This window comes from Streptomyces sp. NPDC006372, from assembly GCF_040612515.1.
Taxonomy (GTDB): Bacteria; Actinomycetota; Actinomycetes; order Streptomycetales; family Streptomycetaceae; genus Streptomyces.
Genome location: NZ_JBEXQJ010000051.1, coordinates 1 through 15,598 on the forward strand (window position 1 = coordinate 1; position 15,598 = coordinate 15,598).

At 71.4% G+C, this 15,598-nt stretch carries 13 protein-coding genes and 1 pseudogene; 7 read left to right on the forward strand and 7 right to left on the reverse strand.

The window, feature by feature from the left end; translation table 11 throughout:
- Nucleotides 1-46: 46 nt before the first annotated feature.
- The 5 genes from ABZ016_RS39700 to ABZ016_RS39720 form a co-directional block, all read right to left on the reverse strand.
- Nucleotides 47-1,765, reverse strand: a complete 1,719-nt coding sequence (locus ABZ016_RS39700) for a hypothetical protein (RefSeq protein ID WP_356921630.1) — start codon at nucleotides 1,763-1,765, stop codon at nucleotides 47-49.
- Nucleotides 1,766-1,767: 2 nt separating this feature from the next.
- Nucleotides 1,768-2,667, reverse strand: a complete 900-nt coding sequence (locus ABZ016_RS39705; protein ID WP_356921631.1) for a carbohydrate ABC transporter permease — start codon at nucleotides 2,665-2,667, stop codon at nucleotides 1,768-1,770.
- Nucleotides 2,664-3,575, reverse strand: coding sequence for a sugar ABC transporter permease (locus tag ABZ016_RS39710; RefSeq protein WP_356921632.1), 912 nt, complete (start codon nucleotides 3,573-3,575; stop codon nucleotides 2,664-2,666). The genes ABZ016_RS39705 and ABZ016_RS39710 overlap by 4 nt, the downstream gene beginning before the upstream one ends.
- Nucleotides 3,576-3,698: 123 nt before the next feature.
- Complete coding sequence (locus tag ABZ016_RS39715; protein ID WP_356921633.1) at nucleotides 3,699-5,021, reverse strand: extracellular solute-binding protein; 1,323 nt, start codon at nucleotides 5,019-5,021, stop codon at nucleotides 3,699-3,701.
- A gap of 273 nt (nucleotides 5,022-5,294) precedes the next feature.
- Complete coding sequence (locus ABZ016_RS39720; protein ID WP_356921634.1) at nucleotides 5,295-6,428, reverse strand: ROK family protein; 1,134 nt, start codon at nucleotides 6,426-6,428, stop codon at nucleotides 5,295-5,297.
- Nucleotides 6,429-6,730: 302 nt separating this feature from the next.
- Between ABZ016_RS39720 and ABZ016_RS39725 the strand changes: the two genes are divergently transcribed.
- The 3 genes and pseudogenes from ABZ016_RS39725 to ABZ016_RS39735 all read left to right on the forward strand — a co-directional run.
- Complete coding sequence (locus ABZ016_RS39725) at nucleotides 6,731-7,630, forward strand: BadF/BadG/BcrA/BcrD ATPase family protein (RefSeq protein WP_356921635.1); 900 nt, start codon at nucleotides 6,731-6,733, stop codon at nucleotides 7,628-7,630.
- A 140-nt stretch (nucleotides 7,631-7,770) separates the two neighbouring features.
- Entirely contained in the window at nucleotides 7,771-9,684 is a 1,914-nt protein-coding gene (locus ABZ016_RS39730) for a phosphatase PAP2 family protein (RefSeq protein ID WP_356921636.1), read from the forward strand.
- A gap of 100 nt (nucleotides 9,685-9,784) precedes the next feature.
- Nucleotides 9,785-9,979: pseudogene (locus ABZ016_RS39735) on the forward strand (phospholipid carrier-dependent glycosyltransferase); the annotation flags it as partial.
- A 72-nt stretch (nucleotides 9,980-10,051) separates the two neighbouring features.
- Here ABZ016_RS39735 and ABZ016_RS39740 read toward each other — a convergent pair.
- Both ABZ016_RS39740 and ABZ016_RS39745 read right to left on the reverse strand, forming a co-directional pair.
- Nucleotides 10,052-10,453 carry a DUF3662 domain-containing protein gene (locus tag ABZ016_RS39740; RefSeq protein ID WP_356921637.1) on the reverse strand — a complete coding sequence of 134 codons (402 nt, stop codon included), beginning with the start codon at nucleotides 10,451-10,453 and terminating at the stop codon, nucleotides 10,052-10,054.
- 49 nt (nucleotides 10,454-10,502) lie between these two features.
- The gene (locus tag ABZ016_RS39745) at nucleotides 10,503-10,664 is read right to left on the reverse strand and encodes a hypothetical protein (protein ID WP_356921638.1); all 162 of its coding nucleotides are present in this window, start codon (nucleotides 10,662-10,664) and stop codon (nucleotides 10,503-10,505) included.
- Between the two features lie 167 nt (nucleotides 10,665-10,831).
- On the opposite strand from ABZ016_RS39745, the gene ABZ016_RS39750 reads away from it, so the two are divergent.
- The 4 genes from ABZ016_RS39750 to ABZ016_RS39765 all read left to right on the forward strand — a co-directional run bounded on the left by ABZ016_RS39750 (nucleotide 10,832) and on the right by ABZ016_RS39765 (nucleotide 15,508).
- A complete protein-coding gene (locus ABZ016_RS39750) occupies nucleotides 10,832-11,749 on the forward strand; it encodes a MurR/RpiR family transcriptional regulator (protein ID WP_356921639.1) in 918 nt (305 codons plus the stop codon).
- A gap of 267 nt (nucleotides 11,750-12,016) precedes the next feature.
- The gene (locus ABZ016_RS39755; RefSeq protein WP_356921640.1) at nucleotides 12,017-12,388 is read left to right on the forward strand and encodes a hypothetical protein; all 372 of its coding nucleotides are present in this window, start codon (nucleotides 12,017-12,019) and stop codon (nucleotides 12,386-12,388) included.
- 48 nt (nucleotides 12,389-12,436) lie between these two features.
- Nucleotides 12,437-13,003, forward strand: coding sequence for an antibiotic biosynthesis monooxygenase (locus tag ABZ016_RS39760; protein ID WP_356921641.1), 567 nt, complete (start codon nucleotides 12,437-12,439; stop codon nucleotides 13,001-13,003).
- 105 nt (nucleotides 13,004-13,108) lie between these two features.
- Nucleotides 13,109-15,508: a SpoIIE family protein phosphatase gene (locus ABZ016_RS39765; RefSeq protein WP_356921642.1), complete on the forward strand. Its 2,400-nt coding sequence runs from the start codon at nucleotides 13,109-13,111 to the stop codon at nucleotides 15,506-15,508.
- The last annotated feature ends 90 nt before the right edge of the window (nucleotides 15,509-15,598 follow it).

A 15,598-nucleotide genomic window follows, 5' to 3' on the forward strand; every position in this document is an offset into this window, starting at 1 on the left:
CGACCCGGGGCGGCGAGGCCGGTGCACGGGTGAGCGGTCGTGGGAGTCACCCGGCGGGTGCGTTCCGACGGGCGCGCAGTGCGATGGTCAGTGTGTGCGGGCCGAGTCCGCCGATGTAGACGCGGTTCCCGGTCGTCGCGTCGGTGCCGCCCACCACGGTGTAGTCCTGCCCCGGGTCGTACCGCAGTACCTCAGCCCGCTCGGGCCCGGCCAGCGGTTCGCCCGCCTCCACGTCGGCCTCGATCCGGATCTCGTCGTCACCGACGCGGTAGGTCATCGGCCCGGTCGTCAGGCACCAGCGGCCGTCGCCGAGCGGTACGGCGCCTTCCGGCACGCCGCCGGGCCGGAAGGTCAGTTCCAGGGACCAGGGCACCCGTGGCCCGCTGATGTCGATCCGCAGGTCGGCGCCGTCCTCCCTGAGGTCCGCCTCCACGCGGGTCGTGTGGGAGACCTCGTCGCGAGGCCGCTCCGCGAAGGCCATCGCGGCCGAGAAACGTCCCTCATCCGCCATGCGGTAGGCGCCGTCATCCCGGCGCCTGTCCGCCGGCAGCGGCCGGTAGTAGGCGGCCGTCAGGGTTTCGGTGAGCCGGTACCGGTGGTCGGCGAGCTGTTCCACGGTGGCGGCGCGGAACGGGCCCAGGTCGAAGAAGCCCCGGGAGAGGCGGACCGCGTCCAGGACCGCGCCCCCGGCGAACAGGCGCAGGAAGGTGGGGTTGCAGGCGAGGCCCGAGCGGATGCGCCGGTGCTCGGGCACGTCGGAGCCGCCGTACACCACCGTGTGCGCGGTGGCCGAGGCGCGCGCGGCGAGGCCCGCGGTGGTGAGGTACCGGTCACGCGGAAGGATCTGCGCGGCCGGTGCCGGCAGGACGCGGCACATGGCCGGGGTGAGGAGGGTCTCGGCGAGCAGGTCGGGGTCGTCGATGCCGCCGGCGGCGGCCAGCGTCGCCGCCCGGCTGAAGTCGCCGCGGCCGGTGCGGATCGCGAGCAGCCTGTAGTGCGGCAGGTAGGGCGCCAGCGGGAACGGGTGGTTCTGGTCCTGCCGGCGCGAGAGGAGGGTCTCCACCGTGCCGTCCGGCCTGATGAGGTCCAGGGTGGTGGTGAGGTTGCGTTCGACGGCGTCCAGCAGGTCGGTACGGCCGAGGACACCGGCCAGCAGCAACAGGGAAGGGTTGGACACGTGGGCCGCGTAGTTGGCGCTGCGTTCCGAGTACAGCCCCTCCGCGTCGATGTCGACACCTTCGGAGAGCCACTCCTCGATGCGGTCGAGCAGCCGGTCGTCGGGGAACGACCGGTGCAGCCGGGCCAGCGCCGCGCACAGCTCCCAGCGGTGGTTCGGGGTGTGCACCCCACCGGTCAGGAGGCTGCCGGAGGCGGCGCCGGCGATCTCGGCGAGCGCGGCAGTGACGTCACGCAGTTCCGGCCCCCCGTCGGCGGCGAGGACGTGCGCGTCGCATACGTCGTTGACGGTGAACGCGGAGTCCGGAGGTGACTGCACGTTGTCGCCGCCGGCGAAGAGGCCGGTGGCTGTCTGCACGGCCTGCAGGGCTCGCAGGTGGATCGTCGCGGCGGCGACGGCCCGCCCGCTGCCGTGCAGGGCCGAGTCCGGCGACCGGTACGCCGCGACCAGGGTCTTCACCCGGCGCGCCAGAGTGCGGTGGTCCGCACCGGCGGGTTCCTCGTCGGGGGCGGCCGCCAGCGGGGCGGCCAGCCGGTCTGCGGCGGCCGCCGCCGCACGGACGAATGCGTGGTCGAACGAGGTGGGCAAGGTCAGTCCTTCAGTCCGGCGTTGATGTCGGCGCCCATGACGTAGCGCTGGAAGACCAGGAAGATGGCGATCAGCGGGATCATGGAGATGACCGACGCGCCGAGCAGCACCGACCAGTTGATGTTCTGCGCGCCGACGATGCTCTGGATGCCGATCTGCACGGTGAACTTGTTGGGGTCGTTGAGCATCAGGAGCGGCCAGATGTAGTCGTTCCACCGCCACTGGAAGGACAGGATGGCGAGGGTCAGCATGATGGGACGGGAGAGCGGCACCATGATCCGCGCGAAGATGGCCAGTTCGCGGGCGCCGTCGATGCGCGCGGCCTCGACGAGTTCGTCGGGAACCGTCAGGAAGAACTGGCGGAACATGAAGCATCCGGTCGCGGTGAGCACGGCCGGGAGGATGACGCCGCCGAACGAGTTGTAGAGGCCCAGGTCGCGGACGACCAGGAACTCCGGGGCGAGCATGACCTCGGACGGCAGCATCGTGGTGGCGAGGATGCCGATGAAGAAGACCTTGAGCCACTTGTTGTCGTACTTGGCCAGCGCGTACCCGGTGCAGCAGCTGGCTCCCACCGTGAGGATCGTCGTGATCACGCACACGATGGCCGTGTTGATGAAGTACTGGGAGAAGTTGGCGCTGCGCCACGCCGTCAGGTAACCCGACAGGGTGGGGTCGTGCGGAAACAGCGTCAGCGGAGTGGAGAACAGCTCACCGGCCGGCTTGAGGGAGCTGAGGACGAACCACAGCACCGGCAACCCGTAGAGGCATGCCAGGATCCACAGCAGAGTCGTCGCGGGCACCGCCCGCCGGAGCCCACCGCCGGCACTGCGCGGCCGCTTCTTGGAAACGGCCCGTCCGGGACCGGCGTCGACCGGGCGTGGCATGTCTGTGGTTGTCATCGGTTCTCCACCCGCCGGTTGACGATCAGCTGGATGATCGCGACGGCCATCAGGATGAGCATGAGCACGAACGACGCGGCGCTCGCGTAGCCGATCTGGCCCCGTTTGAAGCCGGTCTCATAGATGTACTGGACCATGAGGTTGTTCGACGATCCGGGTCCGCCGTTGTTGAGGGAGACGAACAGCGGGTATTCCTTCATCGCGTTGATCGTGTTGAGCAGGATGACGATGAACGAGGTGGGCGCGATGCTCGGCAGCGTGATGTTGAAGAACTGGCGCCACGGGCCGGCGCCGTCCAGCGAGGCCGCCTCGTAGTACGACACCGGCACGTTCTTGATCGCCGCGATGAACAGCAGCATGGAGAAGCCCGTCCAGGCCCAGGACGCCGCCATCACCACCACCAGCAGCGACAGGTCCGCGTTCGACTGCCACGGTACGGCGGCCCCGCCGAGCTTCTCGATGACGTAGTTGACCAGTCCGAAGTTCTCACCAAACAGCCACCGCCACAGGACACCCACGACGATGGGCGACAGCAGCCATGGGATGAAGAAGAAGACGCGGGCGACCGACGCGCCCTTGGCGTGCCTGCTCACCACCGTGTTGGCGATCAGCAGCGAGAGTGCGAAGTTCAGCGGAACGAAGAGCACGGTGTACAGCAGCGCCCGGGTCAGCGCGGCGTAGAACGTGGAGTCACCGAACAGGTTCTGGTAATTGTCCAGTCCGACCCACTGGAACGCCCCCACGCCCGTGTAGTTCGTGAAGGAGTAGACGAGCCCGATCACCGCAGGCCAGACGAAGAACAGCGAGAAGAGTACGACATTGCCCGCGATGAGAACGAGCGGCGCAAGAGTGTACTTACTGCGTCTCCTGGGCGGGCTCGTGGACACGTCCGAGGCGCGTTTGGTCATCTTCCTGACTCCGTGCTGGTGGAATGGATTCCTGTGGGCTCACGCCATGAGCCCGGCATCACGTGGGCACTCGGGTCCGGGCGGCGGCGTCTCGACCCCGCCGCCCGGCCTTCCGGCTTACGATCAGCCGCCGACCTGCTGGTTGTAGATGTCCACGATGTTCTTCAGGGCCTTGTCGACCGACTGCTGGCCGTTGATCGCCTTGCCGAGCTCCGCCTTGGTCGGGTCCTCGGGGAGGCTCTTGCCCTTCAGCACCCACTTCGTCTGCGCGGAGTTGAAGTACCCCGAGATCGGCGCGTAGAGCGGGATCTCCTCGTTGTAGAGCTTGAACGCCGCCTGTGCCGCCTCGGAGGTGAAGGGGTACTTCGGGTTCAGGCCGCTCTCGACGGGCAGGAACCCGGAGGCCTCGCACAGCGTGCGGTAGTTGTCCGGCTTGTACAGCCAGGTCATGAACTTCTTGGCGGCGGTGGCCGCGGCCTCGTTGTTGTTGAAGCCCACCATCATGCCGCCGCTGTTGACATCGCTGGCCTGCACCGGCTCGGCGGGGGTCGGGACGCTGGCCCAGTCGAACTTCTTGATGCTCTCGGCGAAGGCGGGAACCTGCCACACGCCGGACCAGTAGGCGACCACGTCACCGCTCTGGAACATGGCCGACGGGTCGGCGCCGCTGGTCCACACCGACTTCGGCATGGTCTTGTCGTCGTTCATCCCGACGAAGCGCTTCACGGCCTTCTTGGTCGCGGCGTCCACCGAGAACTTGCCGGAGGAGTCCGCGTGGACGTACTTCCCGCCGAGCTCGTACACCATGGCGCGGAGCCGGGACGGCGACTGGTCGAACGTCAGGGAGTACTTGGCGCCGGTCTTCTCCCGGACCTTGTCCGCCGCCTTGATGAAGTCGGTCCAGGTCCAGGTCTTCTGGGGCGAGGTCGGGAAGGAGACGCCGGCCTTCTTGAACAGCGACTTGTTGATGAACAGACCGGACGCGGTGATGTCCGAGGGGATGGACAGCACCTTCCCGGACGAGTCCTTGGCGACGAAGTTGTTGTTGATCTTGTAGCTCTTGTTGCCGGCGATGGAGCTGAGGTCGATCAGCTTGTTCGACCAGATCGGGTCCAGCGCCGGCACGGCGGCGACGTCGGGCAGGGAGTTCGCCTGCGCGGCGTTGTGCAGCTTCGTCGGGTACCCGTCGTAGGGGATGTTGACGATGTTGACGGTGACGCCGGCTTCCTTCTTGTACTGCGCCACCAGCTTCTTCCAGCCCGCGTCCTGCCCCGGAACCGTGGAGATCCAGAAGGTCAGCGACTTGGCGTTCCCGCCCGAGTCGGACCCGGACCCGCAGGCGGAGAGCAGGAGGGCACCTGCCGTGGCCACGGCAGCGAGGGGAACCACGCGGCGTATACCGCCGCGGCCGAGTCGGCGGGAGCGCCGCACACCCACACTGATCATCTTCGATCCCTTTTCTTCGTAGCGGAAGAAGCACGGCGCCAGCCGAGGCGGCACGGGTGCATATTGCAGGAAATTTCGCTTTCCGGGGGCACGGCCTCGCCCGGCCGCGTCGCCTTGACGGGTGGGGTCCCCGGCCATGACGGCCGGCGTCGCACAAGCACGCCCTCGTGCGGCTGCCGTACTTCGCGTACGGGCGGGAGGCTCACCCGGAGTCGGCGTCCCGGCCGACTCAGAAAGCGCTTGTCCGGACATTGGCAGATCGATTCGAAGCCGTCAATCCTTCGCCCCCACGACCTGGGTCACGGTTTGGACTCCTCGGGAGACCGCGAGCCGGGCGGCACCCACGACGGTGCCGAGATCGCCCAGCGTGCTGCTGACGACTTCGGTGGGCCAGCTCAGCCGGGCGAGCTCGGCCCGCACGCCGTGCAGGAGCTGCGGGTACGCGCCGGTGCTGCCCCCCAGCACGACCAGCCCCGGGTCCAGCACCGCGGTCACGGCGGCGGCCAGCCGGCCCACGTCCACGGCATGGCGGTCGACGACGGCGCGGGCGGCGGCACGGCCCTGCCCGGCGAGGGCGAAGAGCTGCTCGGCGGTGCCGGGGCACGGCCCGTCGGAGTCCGGCCAGGCCTCGGCCGCCCGCCGCAGCAAGGAGCGTGCGCCGATGTACTCCTCCAGGGCCTCGTGGCGGGGTTCACGGCCCTCGTCCCACGGGTAGGGCAGCCGGGCCAGCTCACCGGCGGCGCCGTTCGCTCCGGGCAGCACCTGGCCGCCGACGACGATGCCGAGGCCGATACCGACGCCGATGCGCAGGTAGCCGAAGGTGTCCCGGCCCCGGGCGGCACCTTCGTGCAGCTCGGCGAGGGCTGCGCAGTTGACGTTGTTCTCGAGGTGGACGGGGACGCCCGGCGGCAGGGCGACGGCCACGGCGTCGTAGACGGGGCCGGCCTTGGCGGTCGCCGGACGCATACCGGCGCCCTCCTTGCGCGGCGCGGTGACGTCACCGACGGCGACGACGATGGTCCGCAGCGGGGCGTCGGCGGGCAGCGCGTCGAGCGCCTCGCGCACGACCTCGGCGGCGCCCTCCCGGGACCCGGTGGCCTCGGCGAGCAGCGTGCCGTCGAGGGCGCAGCCGCGGACCCGGGTGACCGCGGGGCCGAGATCGACGGCGAGCACGGCCCCCGCGGTCGGCCCGAGACGGTAGACGGCGGCGTTGCGTCCCGTGCCGCTGGAGGCCGTCCCGGAGTGGGCGGCGAGCCCGACCCCCTCCAGTTCGGCGACGGCGGACGAGACTGTCGGCTTGGACAGGCCCGCCAGGCTCGCGAGCTGCGGCCGGGTCGCCCGGCCGGCGCCGGCCAGCACGGCGAACACCGCTCCCGCGCTCTCGGTCAGGCGGGGGGCTCTTGCCACGTCAGGTTCCAACAGTTCCCCCACACGGGTAAAGGGCCGCGCTCCCGGGGCGACCGTCTCGGACCGTCTCGGGTCGTCTCGGACCGTCTCGGGTCCTCTCGGGTCGTCTCCACGGGACGCGGCGAAGGGATTGCTCTTGACGCACTGTACTTCGTTAGTTAACTTCCTAACGAAGTTCACGGTACTCGCCTGCCGTGCTCCGCCAGAAGCCCGTCCCGGGGCTTCCCTAGTCATTCAACTGCCCGCCCATCAGGCACGGTTCGCCCGCCGTCGCAGCACATCGCAACGACGAAAGAGGTTCCGTGCAGGACTTCGCGCCCCTTGTGGTCGGTATCGACGTGGGCGGCACCAAGACGCATCTCCGCGCGCTCGCGGGCGACGCCCTGGTGGCCGACCACGTCCGTGCGAGCAGCGGCTGGCGGCCGCACGACCCGGTGGCCGCCGCCCGGTGGCTGGCCGCGCTGGCCGCCGACGTGCTTCCGGCGGGCGTTCGCCCGTCCGGCGTGGCCGTGGGCGGGCATGCCTGCGAGACGCCCCGCCAGTGCGCGCAGATACGCGACGCGCTCCAGCTGCACTTCGGCGCGCCGGCGCTGGTGGTGGGCGACGCTCAGCTCCTCGTCCCCGCAGCCGGACTGGACAAAGGTGTCGGCCTGGTCGCCGGCACCGGTTCGGTGGCGGTGGGGCGGCTGCCCGACGGCACCGCCGTCCAGGTGGGCGGCTGGGGCGCGGTCCTCGGCGACGAGGGCGGGGCCGCCGGTCTCGTCCGGGAGGCGGCGCGGGCCGTGTGGGCGGCCCACGACCGCGGGGAGCGGCCCGACGCGCTCGCGCTCGGGCTCGTCGCCGCGCTCGAAGTGCCCGAGGTACCCGCGCTCGGCGCGGCCTTGGAGAAGGCCACGGACGTCTCCGCCGAGTGGGGCCGGCATGCCCCCGTCGTCTTCGCGGCGGCCGCCGACGGCTCCGTGCTCGCCCGCACCGTGATCGACGAGGCGGGTGGGGCGCTCGCCGCGCTGGTCACCCGGCTCGCCGCCCGCGGGGTCGCGGTCGACGACGTGGTCGTGGCCGGCGGCACGGTGCTGTCCCAGCCCGGGCTGTACGACGCCTTCACCGTCGCCCTGGCCGAGACGGTGCCCACGGCCCGCGCGAGGCCCCTGCGGGTGCCACCGGTGGAGGGCGCGGTGGCGCTGGCGCAGTCGCTCCTGTGAGCCGGGGTCGCGCGTTCACCCACGGGACACGTCCCGGCCGCCGAACCCCGGTCGACGGGACACCGCTCGGCCTTCGAATCAGGCAAGATCGCACGACCTCACCGGGCCGCACGGCCGCAGAACTGAAGAGAGGCACACCCATGCCGTCATCCGCCGGGCAGCACTCCCTCACCCTGAACCGGAGGGGGTTCCTCAGAACCTCCCTCGGCGGCTCGGCCGCGCTGGTCGCCGCGCCGGCCTTCGTCGGGTGGCTGGGCGCCGCGGACGCCAAGGCCGCCACCGCTCCCGCCGCGTTCGTCGACGACTACAGGACCAACGTCCTGCCGAACCTCACGCCCGAGACCAACGCGGTGGTACGGATCCTCGGCGGCATGGCCGAGGTGTGGAAGACGGGCGCCGACTGGAACACCGGCACGCCGCTGCGCCCCGAGGTGCTGCGCGCCAACATGCGCTACTGCGCCCGGGTCACCTCCTCACGGACCGAGGCTCAGGCGAGGGAGGCGTTCGTCTACGACCGGCAGCACCAGAGCTACGCCATGATCGCCGGACTGGGCCCGCTGGCCGACCTGTACAAGGCGGGCGCCAAGGCGGTCACGTCGATCACCTCCGCTCCGGACACCACGCCCCCGACCACGATCAGCGACTCCGTACCGGCCGACGCACCCGCCGGTTCCGCGCTGGGCGCCGGCTCGTACACCTCGGACCTGGGCCAGGTGGCCAAGCTCGTCGACACCGTGCGCGGCCCGTTCGCCTCGGGCAACCCCGGCAAGTACGCCTTCCAGTACCCGCGTCCGTGGCGCATGAACGAGGACAGCGAGGTCGTCGACACCGGCCGCACGGACGAGCTCGGTTACCCGGTGTACGACTCGGACGTGGTCGTGGTCAAGCAGCTGCTGCGTCAGCGCAGCACCTCCCCCGTCGACGACGGCGGCTTCCCCAGCGGCCACACCAACGCCTTCCATCTGGCCGGTCTGGCCTTCGCGTACGCGGTGCCCGAGCGGTTCCAGGAGCTGGTGACGCGGGCGTTCGAGCTCAGCCACACCCGGATCATGTCGGGCATGCACTCCACCGTCGACGTCATCGGCGGCCGGATCATGGCCACCGCCCTGGCGGCGGCGACCCTGGCCGACCCGGCGAACGCGGAGCTCAAGGCGGCTGCACGCGCCCAGGCACTCGCGTACTTCACGCGGCAGACGGGGACGACGGCGAACACGCTGTACGACTTCGCGCACGCGGACGCCGGTGACGCGTACGCCGACCGTGCGGCCAACGCCCGCGCCGTCGCGCCCAAGCTGACGTACGTGCTGGCCCGCCGCGGCCGCAAGGACCCGCTCACCGTGCCCAAGGGCGCGGAGGTGCTGCTGGAGACGCGGCTGCCGTACCTGAGCGCGGCCCAGCGCCGCGAGGTGCTGCGCACGACCGCGCTGCCTTCCGGATACGTCCTGCTGGACGGCTTCGAGCAGTGGGGCCGGCTGAACCTGTTCGCCGCGGCGGACGGGTACGGCGCCTTCGACGAGGACGTCACCGTGACGCTGGACGCGACGGCCGGGGGCTTCCACGCGGCCGACACCTGGCGCAACGACATCGAGGGCGACGGCGGACTCGCCAAGCGCGGCACCGGCACGCTCACCCTGACGGGCCACAACCGCTACCACGGCGGGACGGTCGTCGCGGAGGGCACGCTGGTCGCCGCCTCGCCCAGCGCTCTGGGCGAGGGCGACGTCCGGGTCTCGGGCGGCACGCTCCGCGCGGACAAGGTCCTGCGGGTGCGCGGCTCGTACGTACAGCAGGGCGAGTCGACGCTGGAGCTGACGTTGCGCGGCGACCACTTCCCGGCGCTGACGGTGCGCCGACGGGTCCTGCTGGAGCGGGGCAGTGTGCTGTCGCTGCGGCTCGACGCCGAGCGGCCGCCGGCCGCGGGGACGATACTCCCCGTCCTGTCGGCTCCGGCTCTGCGCGGCCGGTTCGACCACGTCGAGCTGGACTCCCCGACGCTGCGGGCCGTGCCCGTCCACACCCCTGACGGTCTGTCGGTGCGACTCGTGCGGCGGTGATGCCGTGAGCGGCGGGGGCTGATGCAGAGTGGGTCCATGAGGGACCTCTGGATCGCTCCCGCCCTCCCGCGGCCGGCCTCGCTCCCGCCCCCGTCACCGGCGGGGGCGATGGGTGCCGTCGTTCTACGGCATCGAGGCGAGCGATCCTCGTCGGGTGCCGGCCGGTGAGGTGCGGGGGTTGCTGGTGGTCTCGGATTCGGCTGCCGCGAAAGCGACGGGGCGGCTGGCCGAGTTGATCGGCGGCAGCCGCCCCGTCGACGACATCGGGCATTCGATCACGATCTATCGCCGTTGAGTGTCCGGCCATGTGTCGACTGCGGCGTGCGTCGTGGTTGTTCGCGCAGTTCCCCCGCCCCTGCGGGGCGCTTCAATGTGCCGCGTGGAAGAACCCGTCCACGCTCACGTGCTCCATGACGCGGCTGGCCACGCGGTAGCGGCCGTTGGGCACGTCGGGGCACCTAGCGACGTGCACGGCGAGCGGGCCCGCGAATTCGTAGCCCTTGCGTTCCGCGTGGCTGGACAGGCTGTCGGTCAGGGCCTGTCCCACGTCCGTGCCCTGGCGCGACAGTTGCTCGTGCACCTCGTCGGCGAGTTCCACGTCGTAGGCGTTGGGCACCATCACCCGGCCGGCCCGGCACACCACGGCGTTGTCGTCGCACTCGTGCCGCAGGGCGTCGAGGACCTCGACCGGCTCCTTGTCGAGGACCCGCGCCCAGAGGGCCTCCCATCGGTTCTCCAGGGTCTGTTCCAGCGCACTCAGTGCGCCCATGCTGTCTCACCTGCCGGAAGCGTCGTCGGTTCGGTCGGGACGGAGTGTGCTACTGCTCGTCGTAGTCGTCGGGCCGCACCTCGGCCTCCTCCAGGGCCTCGCGCATCGTGCGGCCGGTGGCGCCCGGCGGCCGGGGCTGGTTCTCGTCGTGCTGCTCCAGGACCTCGTCCGTGGTCTGCGTCTTCGGCCGGTTCTCCTCGGGGACGGTCATGACGGTGGCTCCTCGTCGGTGGTGTCGGGATCTTCTGCCGCGGCGGGTTCCCGCCCGGCGCTCGGGTATCCACCGGTCGGGGATCTCATGTGCCGTGCACAGAAGCCCTGGTCACCACGGTGCGTGAGCTATGTTGAACATCCGTGGGAGACGAAGGAGGCGCACCGGTGCCATCGCCGCAGCAGGCACGCGCACAGGCATCCGCGATCACCTCGGGGAAGGCCGCCCCGGAAGCGGAGGTCTCCCCGTCCGCCCAGCTCAGGACGCTCTTCGACCGGCCCCGGCTGTCCCCGGGGCAGCGTCGTATCGCCCAGTACCTGATCGAGAACATCACCGAGGCGGCCTTCCTGTCGATCACGGATCTCGCGGACCGGGTCGGCGTGAGTCAGCCCTCGGTGACGCGTTTCGCCTCGGCGGTCGGCTTCAGCGGCTATCCGGCCCTGCGGGAGAAACTCCAGTCGATCGCGCTGGGCACCCTCGCGGGCGGCCCCGCGGAGGAGATCGAGGGCAACGAGTTGCAGGCGGCGGTCGACGCCGAGATCGAGAACCTGGAGAACCTGCGGCGGGACTTCGCCGACCCGAACCGGGTGATCGACATAGGTCGCAAGCTGTCCTCGTCGACGCCTCTCACGGTCCTGGGCCTGCGTATCTCCGTCTCGCTGGCCGAGTACTTCGCCTACGCCTCCCGCCGGATCCACCCGGACGTGCGGCTGGTGACGCGGGGCGGCAGCGTCGCCTACGACGCGCTGCTCCAGTCGCGTGAGGCGGGAGGCACCTGGGTGCTGGCGTTCTCGATGCCCCGGCACGCCCAGGAGACCCTGACGGCGGTCCGGGTCGCACGGGGCGCCGGCCTCAAGGTCGCCCTGATCACCGACCTGGCGCTCGGGCCCCTCGCTGACGAGGCCGACGTCGTCTTCGCCACCGGCACCGGGTCGCGCCTGGTCTTCGACTCCTACGCCGCGCCGGGCGTGGTGTGCGCGGCGCTGCTCCAGGCCATGACGGACGCGGACCCGGAGCGCACACAGGCGCGGCTGGAAGAGTACGAACAGGTCGCCGACCAGCACCATTTCTTCCTCAGGGACTGAGCGGCCCGGACAACGGCCCCAGACCGGCGCCATCCACAACAAAGCGCGCATGAATGTTTTCATGCGCCTTGAAAACCGGATGGCATATATAAATACTGCTCACGGATCGCGACCCGGTCGTTCCGGATCCGTTCCGCACCCGAGGAGGCCGGGCCCTACCCGCTCCGGCGTCCCGGGTGTCCGTGGCGGCCCCGGTCATCCCCTAGGCCGGGGCCGCCCCGACCCGTCGTCCACCCTCACGACGCCGCACACCCGGAAGCGATGATCATGCCCCTGACGTCCACGCGCATCAGCCCGGACTGGCCCTGCCAGGTCAAGACTCCCGGGAGCTACGACTGGGAGCGCTCCGCGGCCAAGTGGCTGCGCGAGCTGGTGCCCGCGCGCTATGCCGGCTACCCGGTGTTCGTCCGTCACCCGGTCCTGCTCGCCCGGCACGCCCAGGTCCAGGTCCAGCACGAGATCCGGGTGGCCCGCACCGCCCTGCAGACCGCCCGCGCCGACCTGCCCGGGCTCGGCCTCCACGAGGGGGTCATCGAGCACACGATCAAGCTGTACGCGGCCGAGGTCATGCAGTTGCAGCACATCGCGCGCAGCGTCCGGGCCGTCACCCGGGCCCTGGTCGAGGCGAACCGCCCGTGACGGTCCGGGGAGGGCATGAGCCGCGCCAGGCGTGGCACACGTGAGGGAATGAGCACCACCGAAGTCCGCCGCGGCGAGCCGGTGACCACCGTCCTCACCTGGCAGGTGCGCCCTGGCCGGGAGCAGCAGTTCGAGGAGTGGACGCGCGGCATCAGCCGCTGCGCCAGACAGTTCCCCGGCAACGAGGGCGTCTCCTGGCTGACGCCCGAGGACGGCCACCGTTACCACGCGGTGCTGCGCTGGTCCGACCAGCACCGGCTGGCCGCCTGGCTTGAGTCGGAGGAGCGCGCGCACTGGCACCGGCGGATCGAGGACATCGCCACCGAGGTCAGCAGCGAACGCCAGTCCACGACCGGCATGGAGACGTGGTTCAGCCTGCCCGGCACCGCGGTGCAGGCACCGCCGCGGTGGAAGATGGTCCTCACCACCTTCCTCGGCGCCTACCCCTTCGTCCTGCTCATCCAGTGGCTGGTGACCCCGCAGACCACCGGCTGGCCGCTGCCGTTGCGGGCCGCCGTGTTTCCGCTGGTACTGCTGCCGGTGCTGACGTACCTGGTGATGCCGCGGCTCAGTCGGCTGTTTCGGCAGTGGCTGTATCCGCGTGACGGCCACTGACGATTTCCGCGATACGGATGTGACCGGTGGGGCTCGGGTGATGCGGCTGTGATCCGGGCGCACAAGGCGCTCTTCGAATCGGCGCGGGTGTGCAATGCTCGATGCGTGACGAGCGAGCCCGTGACACCGGCGGCGGAGCCCGGCGCCGCACCCGATCTGGTCGAACTGGCCAAGATCGTCGGGCGGCAGCGCGCCGAGCTGGACCGGCTTCGTGTCCAGGCGGCGACATCGGCTGTCGTCGAGCGTGCCAAGGGCGCGGTGATGGCGCTGACCGGGTGTCCCGCGGACGCGGCGGGAGAGCAACTGCTCCAGCGGGCCAAGGCGGCGCGGCGCACCCTGCTGGAGGAGTGCTGGATCACTCTCGGCGCGCTGGCCCCCACGGCGCCCGCCCCGGGCGAGGTTGCCGAGGGCGCCGGAACCGGCACACCGGGCTCCGGAACCGACGCTCCGGCGGAGACGACCGCGCCGGACGACGTCGCCGCCGCCCTCGCCCGTCTCGGCCAGGCCCTCGTTCGGGTGATGACACCGCAGGACCTCGCCCGGTGCCTGCTGGAGCATCTCGCCCCGGACCTGGCGGCGGACGCGGTCATGATCTACGCCCGCAGGCCCGACGGCGGCCTCGAACTGACCGGGCACGCCGGCATCGACGACAAGCTGGCCGCGCAGTGGAGTCAGGTGCCGCCGCTGAGCGGGATCGCGGCGCTGGACGCGCTGCGGTCGGGCGAGCCCCGCTGGCTGGAGGACTTCCCCGCGGACGAGGGGCGGTACCTGCTGATCGGGGATCCGCCCGAACGGTGGCGGTCGCGCGCCTGGCTGCCCGTGCTCGTCGCGGGCTCGGCCGAGGTCTGCATCGGCGTGCTGCGCGGCTGTGCCGAGCCGTTCACGCCACGCGACCGCGCTCACCTGCGGGGCGTGACCAGGCTGTGCGCCGGCCGGCTGCGCGCCTTCGACGCCCCCGCCGAGCGGCCCGCCGACGCCGGCACGGACGCGGTGCAGGCCTTGTTCGAGGCGCTGCCGGTGGCAGCGATGCTGCTCACGCCGCTGCGCTCCGCATCGGGCGCGGCAGAGGACTTCCGGGTGGAGGCCGCGACCGCACAGGTGGGTGACCTGCTGGGCCGGGCCGGCGAGGAACCGGCCGGACGGCGCCTGCTGGAGTTCCGGCCCGCGCTGGTGGCCGAGCCGCTGTGGCGCGGCTGTCTGCACGTGCTGGCCACCGGGGAGCAGTACGAGGGCGAGCCGTTCGCGCACGAGGAGGTCGTGGCGGGCGTCGCGGAGCTGTTCACGTACACGGCGCGGGTGGCGCCGCTGGGTGACTCCCTCGTCGTCTCCTGGATCCGGCACGGTTCCTCCGACCGGCAGGAGCAGCGGCTGGCGGACATCCAGCGGCTGGGCAACCTCGGCTGGGCGAACTGGAACCTGGCCACGCGGGAGGCCTCCTGGTCGACCCAGGTGTTCACCATCGTCGGCCGGGACTCCGCGCATGGGCCGGTGCCGCTCGACGAGATGCCGGAGCTCGCGCTGCCCGAGGACACCCCGGCGTTGACCCGCGCGGTCAACGAACTCGCCGAGGAGGGGCGGCCGTTCGACGTGCCGTTCCGGATCAGGACGAGTGGGGTGATCCGGCATCTGCGGCTCGTGGCCGAGGCGGTGTCCGACCGGCACGGCACGCCCGTCGAGGTGCACGGCTTCGTGCAGGACATGACCGCCCGGCGGCGGGCGGAGCTGGCCCTGGTGGAGAGCGAACGGGCGATCCTCACCCAGCACGACGTCCTCCAGGCCGAGCGGACCCTGGCCTCCCTGCTCCAGCACGCACTGCTCCCGCTGGCCAACCGGCCGGTGCACCTGGCCGGGCTGCGCGTGGAAGTCGCCTATCTGCCGGCCCAGGCGGGTGTGCATGTCGGCGGTGACTGGTTCAGTGCCATCGAACTGCCCGACGGGGACGCGCTGCTGGTGGTCGGTGACGTCGCCGGGCACGGTGTCGACGCCGTCGCCACGATGGCGCAGCTCCGGTTCACCGCGAAGGGCATGGTCATCACGGGCTCGTCGCTGACCGGCGCGCTCGCCCGGCTGAACACGCTGCTGCTGCACTCGCGCGACTCGCACACGACCGCCACCATGGTGCTGGCCCGCTACAGCCCCCGGCGGCGCCGTCTGGTGTGGGCCCAGGCGGGGCATCCTCCGCTCCTGTTGCTGCGGGACGGCGAGGCGCGGTATCTGGGCCGCCCCCGCGGGGTGCTGCTCGGGGCGACCACCACGCCGGTCTACGAGGAGGCGGAGTGCCGCCTCGAGCCGGGCGACCGGCTCATCCTCTTCACCGACGGCCTGGTGGAGCACCCTCCGGAGAGCATCGACCGGGGGCTGGAGCGTCTCGCCGAGGCGGTGGCGGCCCCGCCCAACGACGGGCCCCGGTCGCTGGGACCGCTGCTCACGCAGATGCTGCCGGAGGTGCGGCGGGACGACGTGTGTGTGGTGGACGTCCGGGTTCCCGGAGTCGAGGAGCGGTAGGGGCCGGCCGTCGCCGTTCACGAATCACCGCAGGTGCCACCCGTACCGCCACGGGCCCACGACCAGGGCCGCCACCGCCTCGGCCCAGGG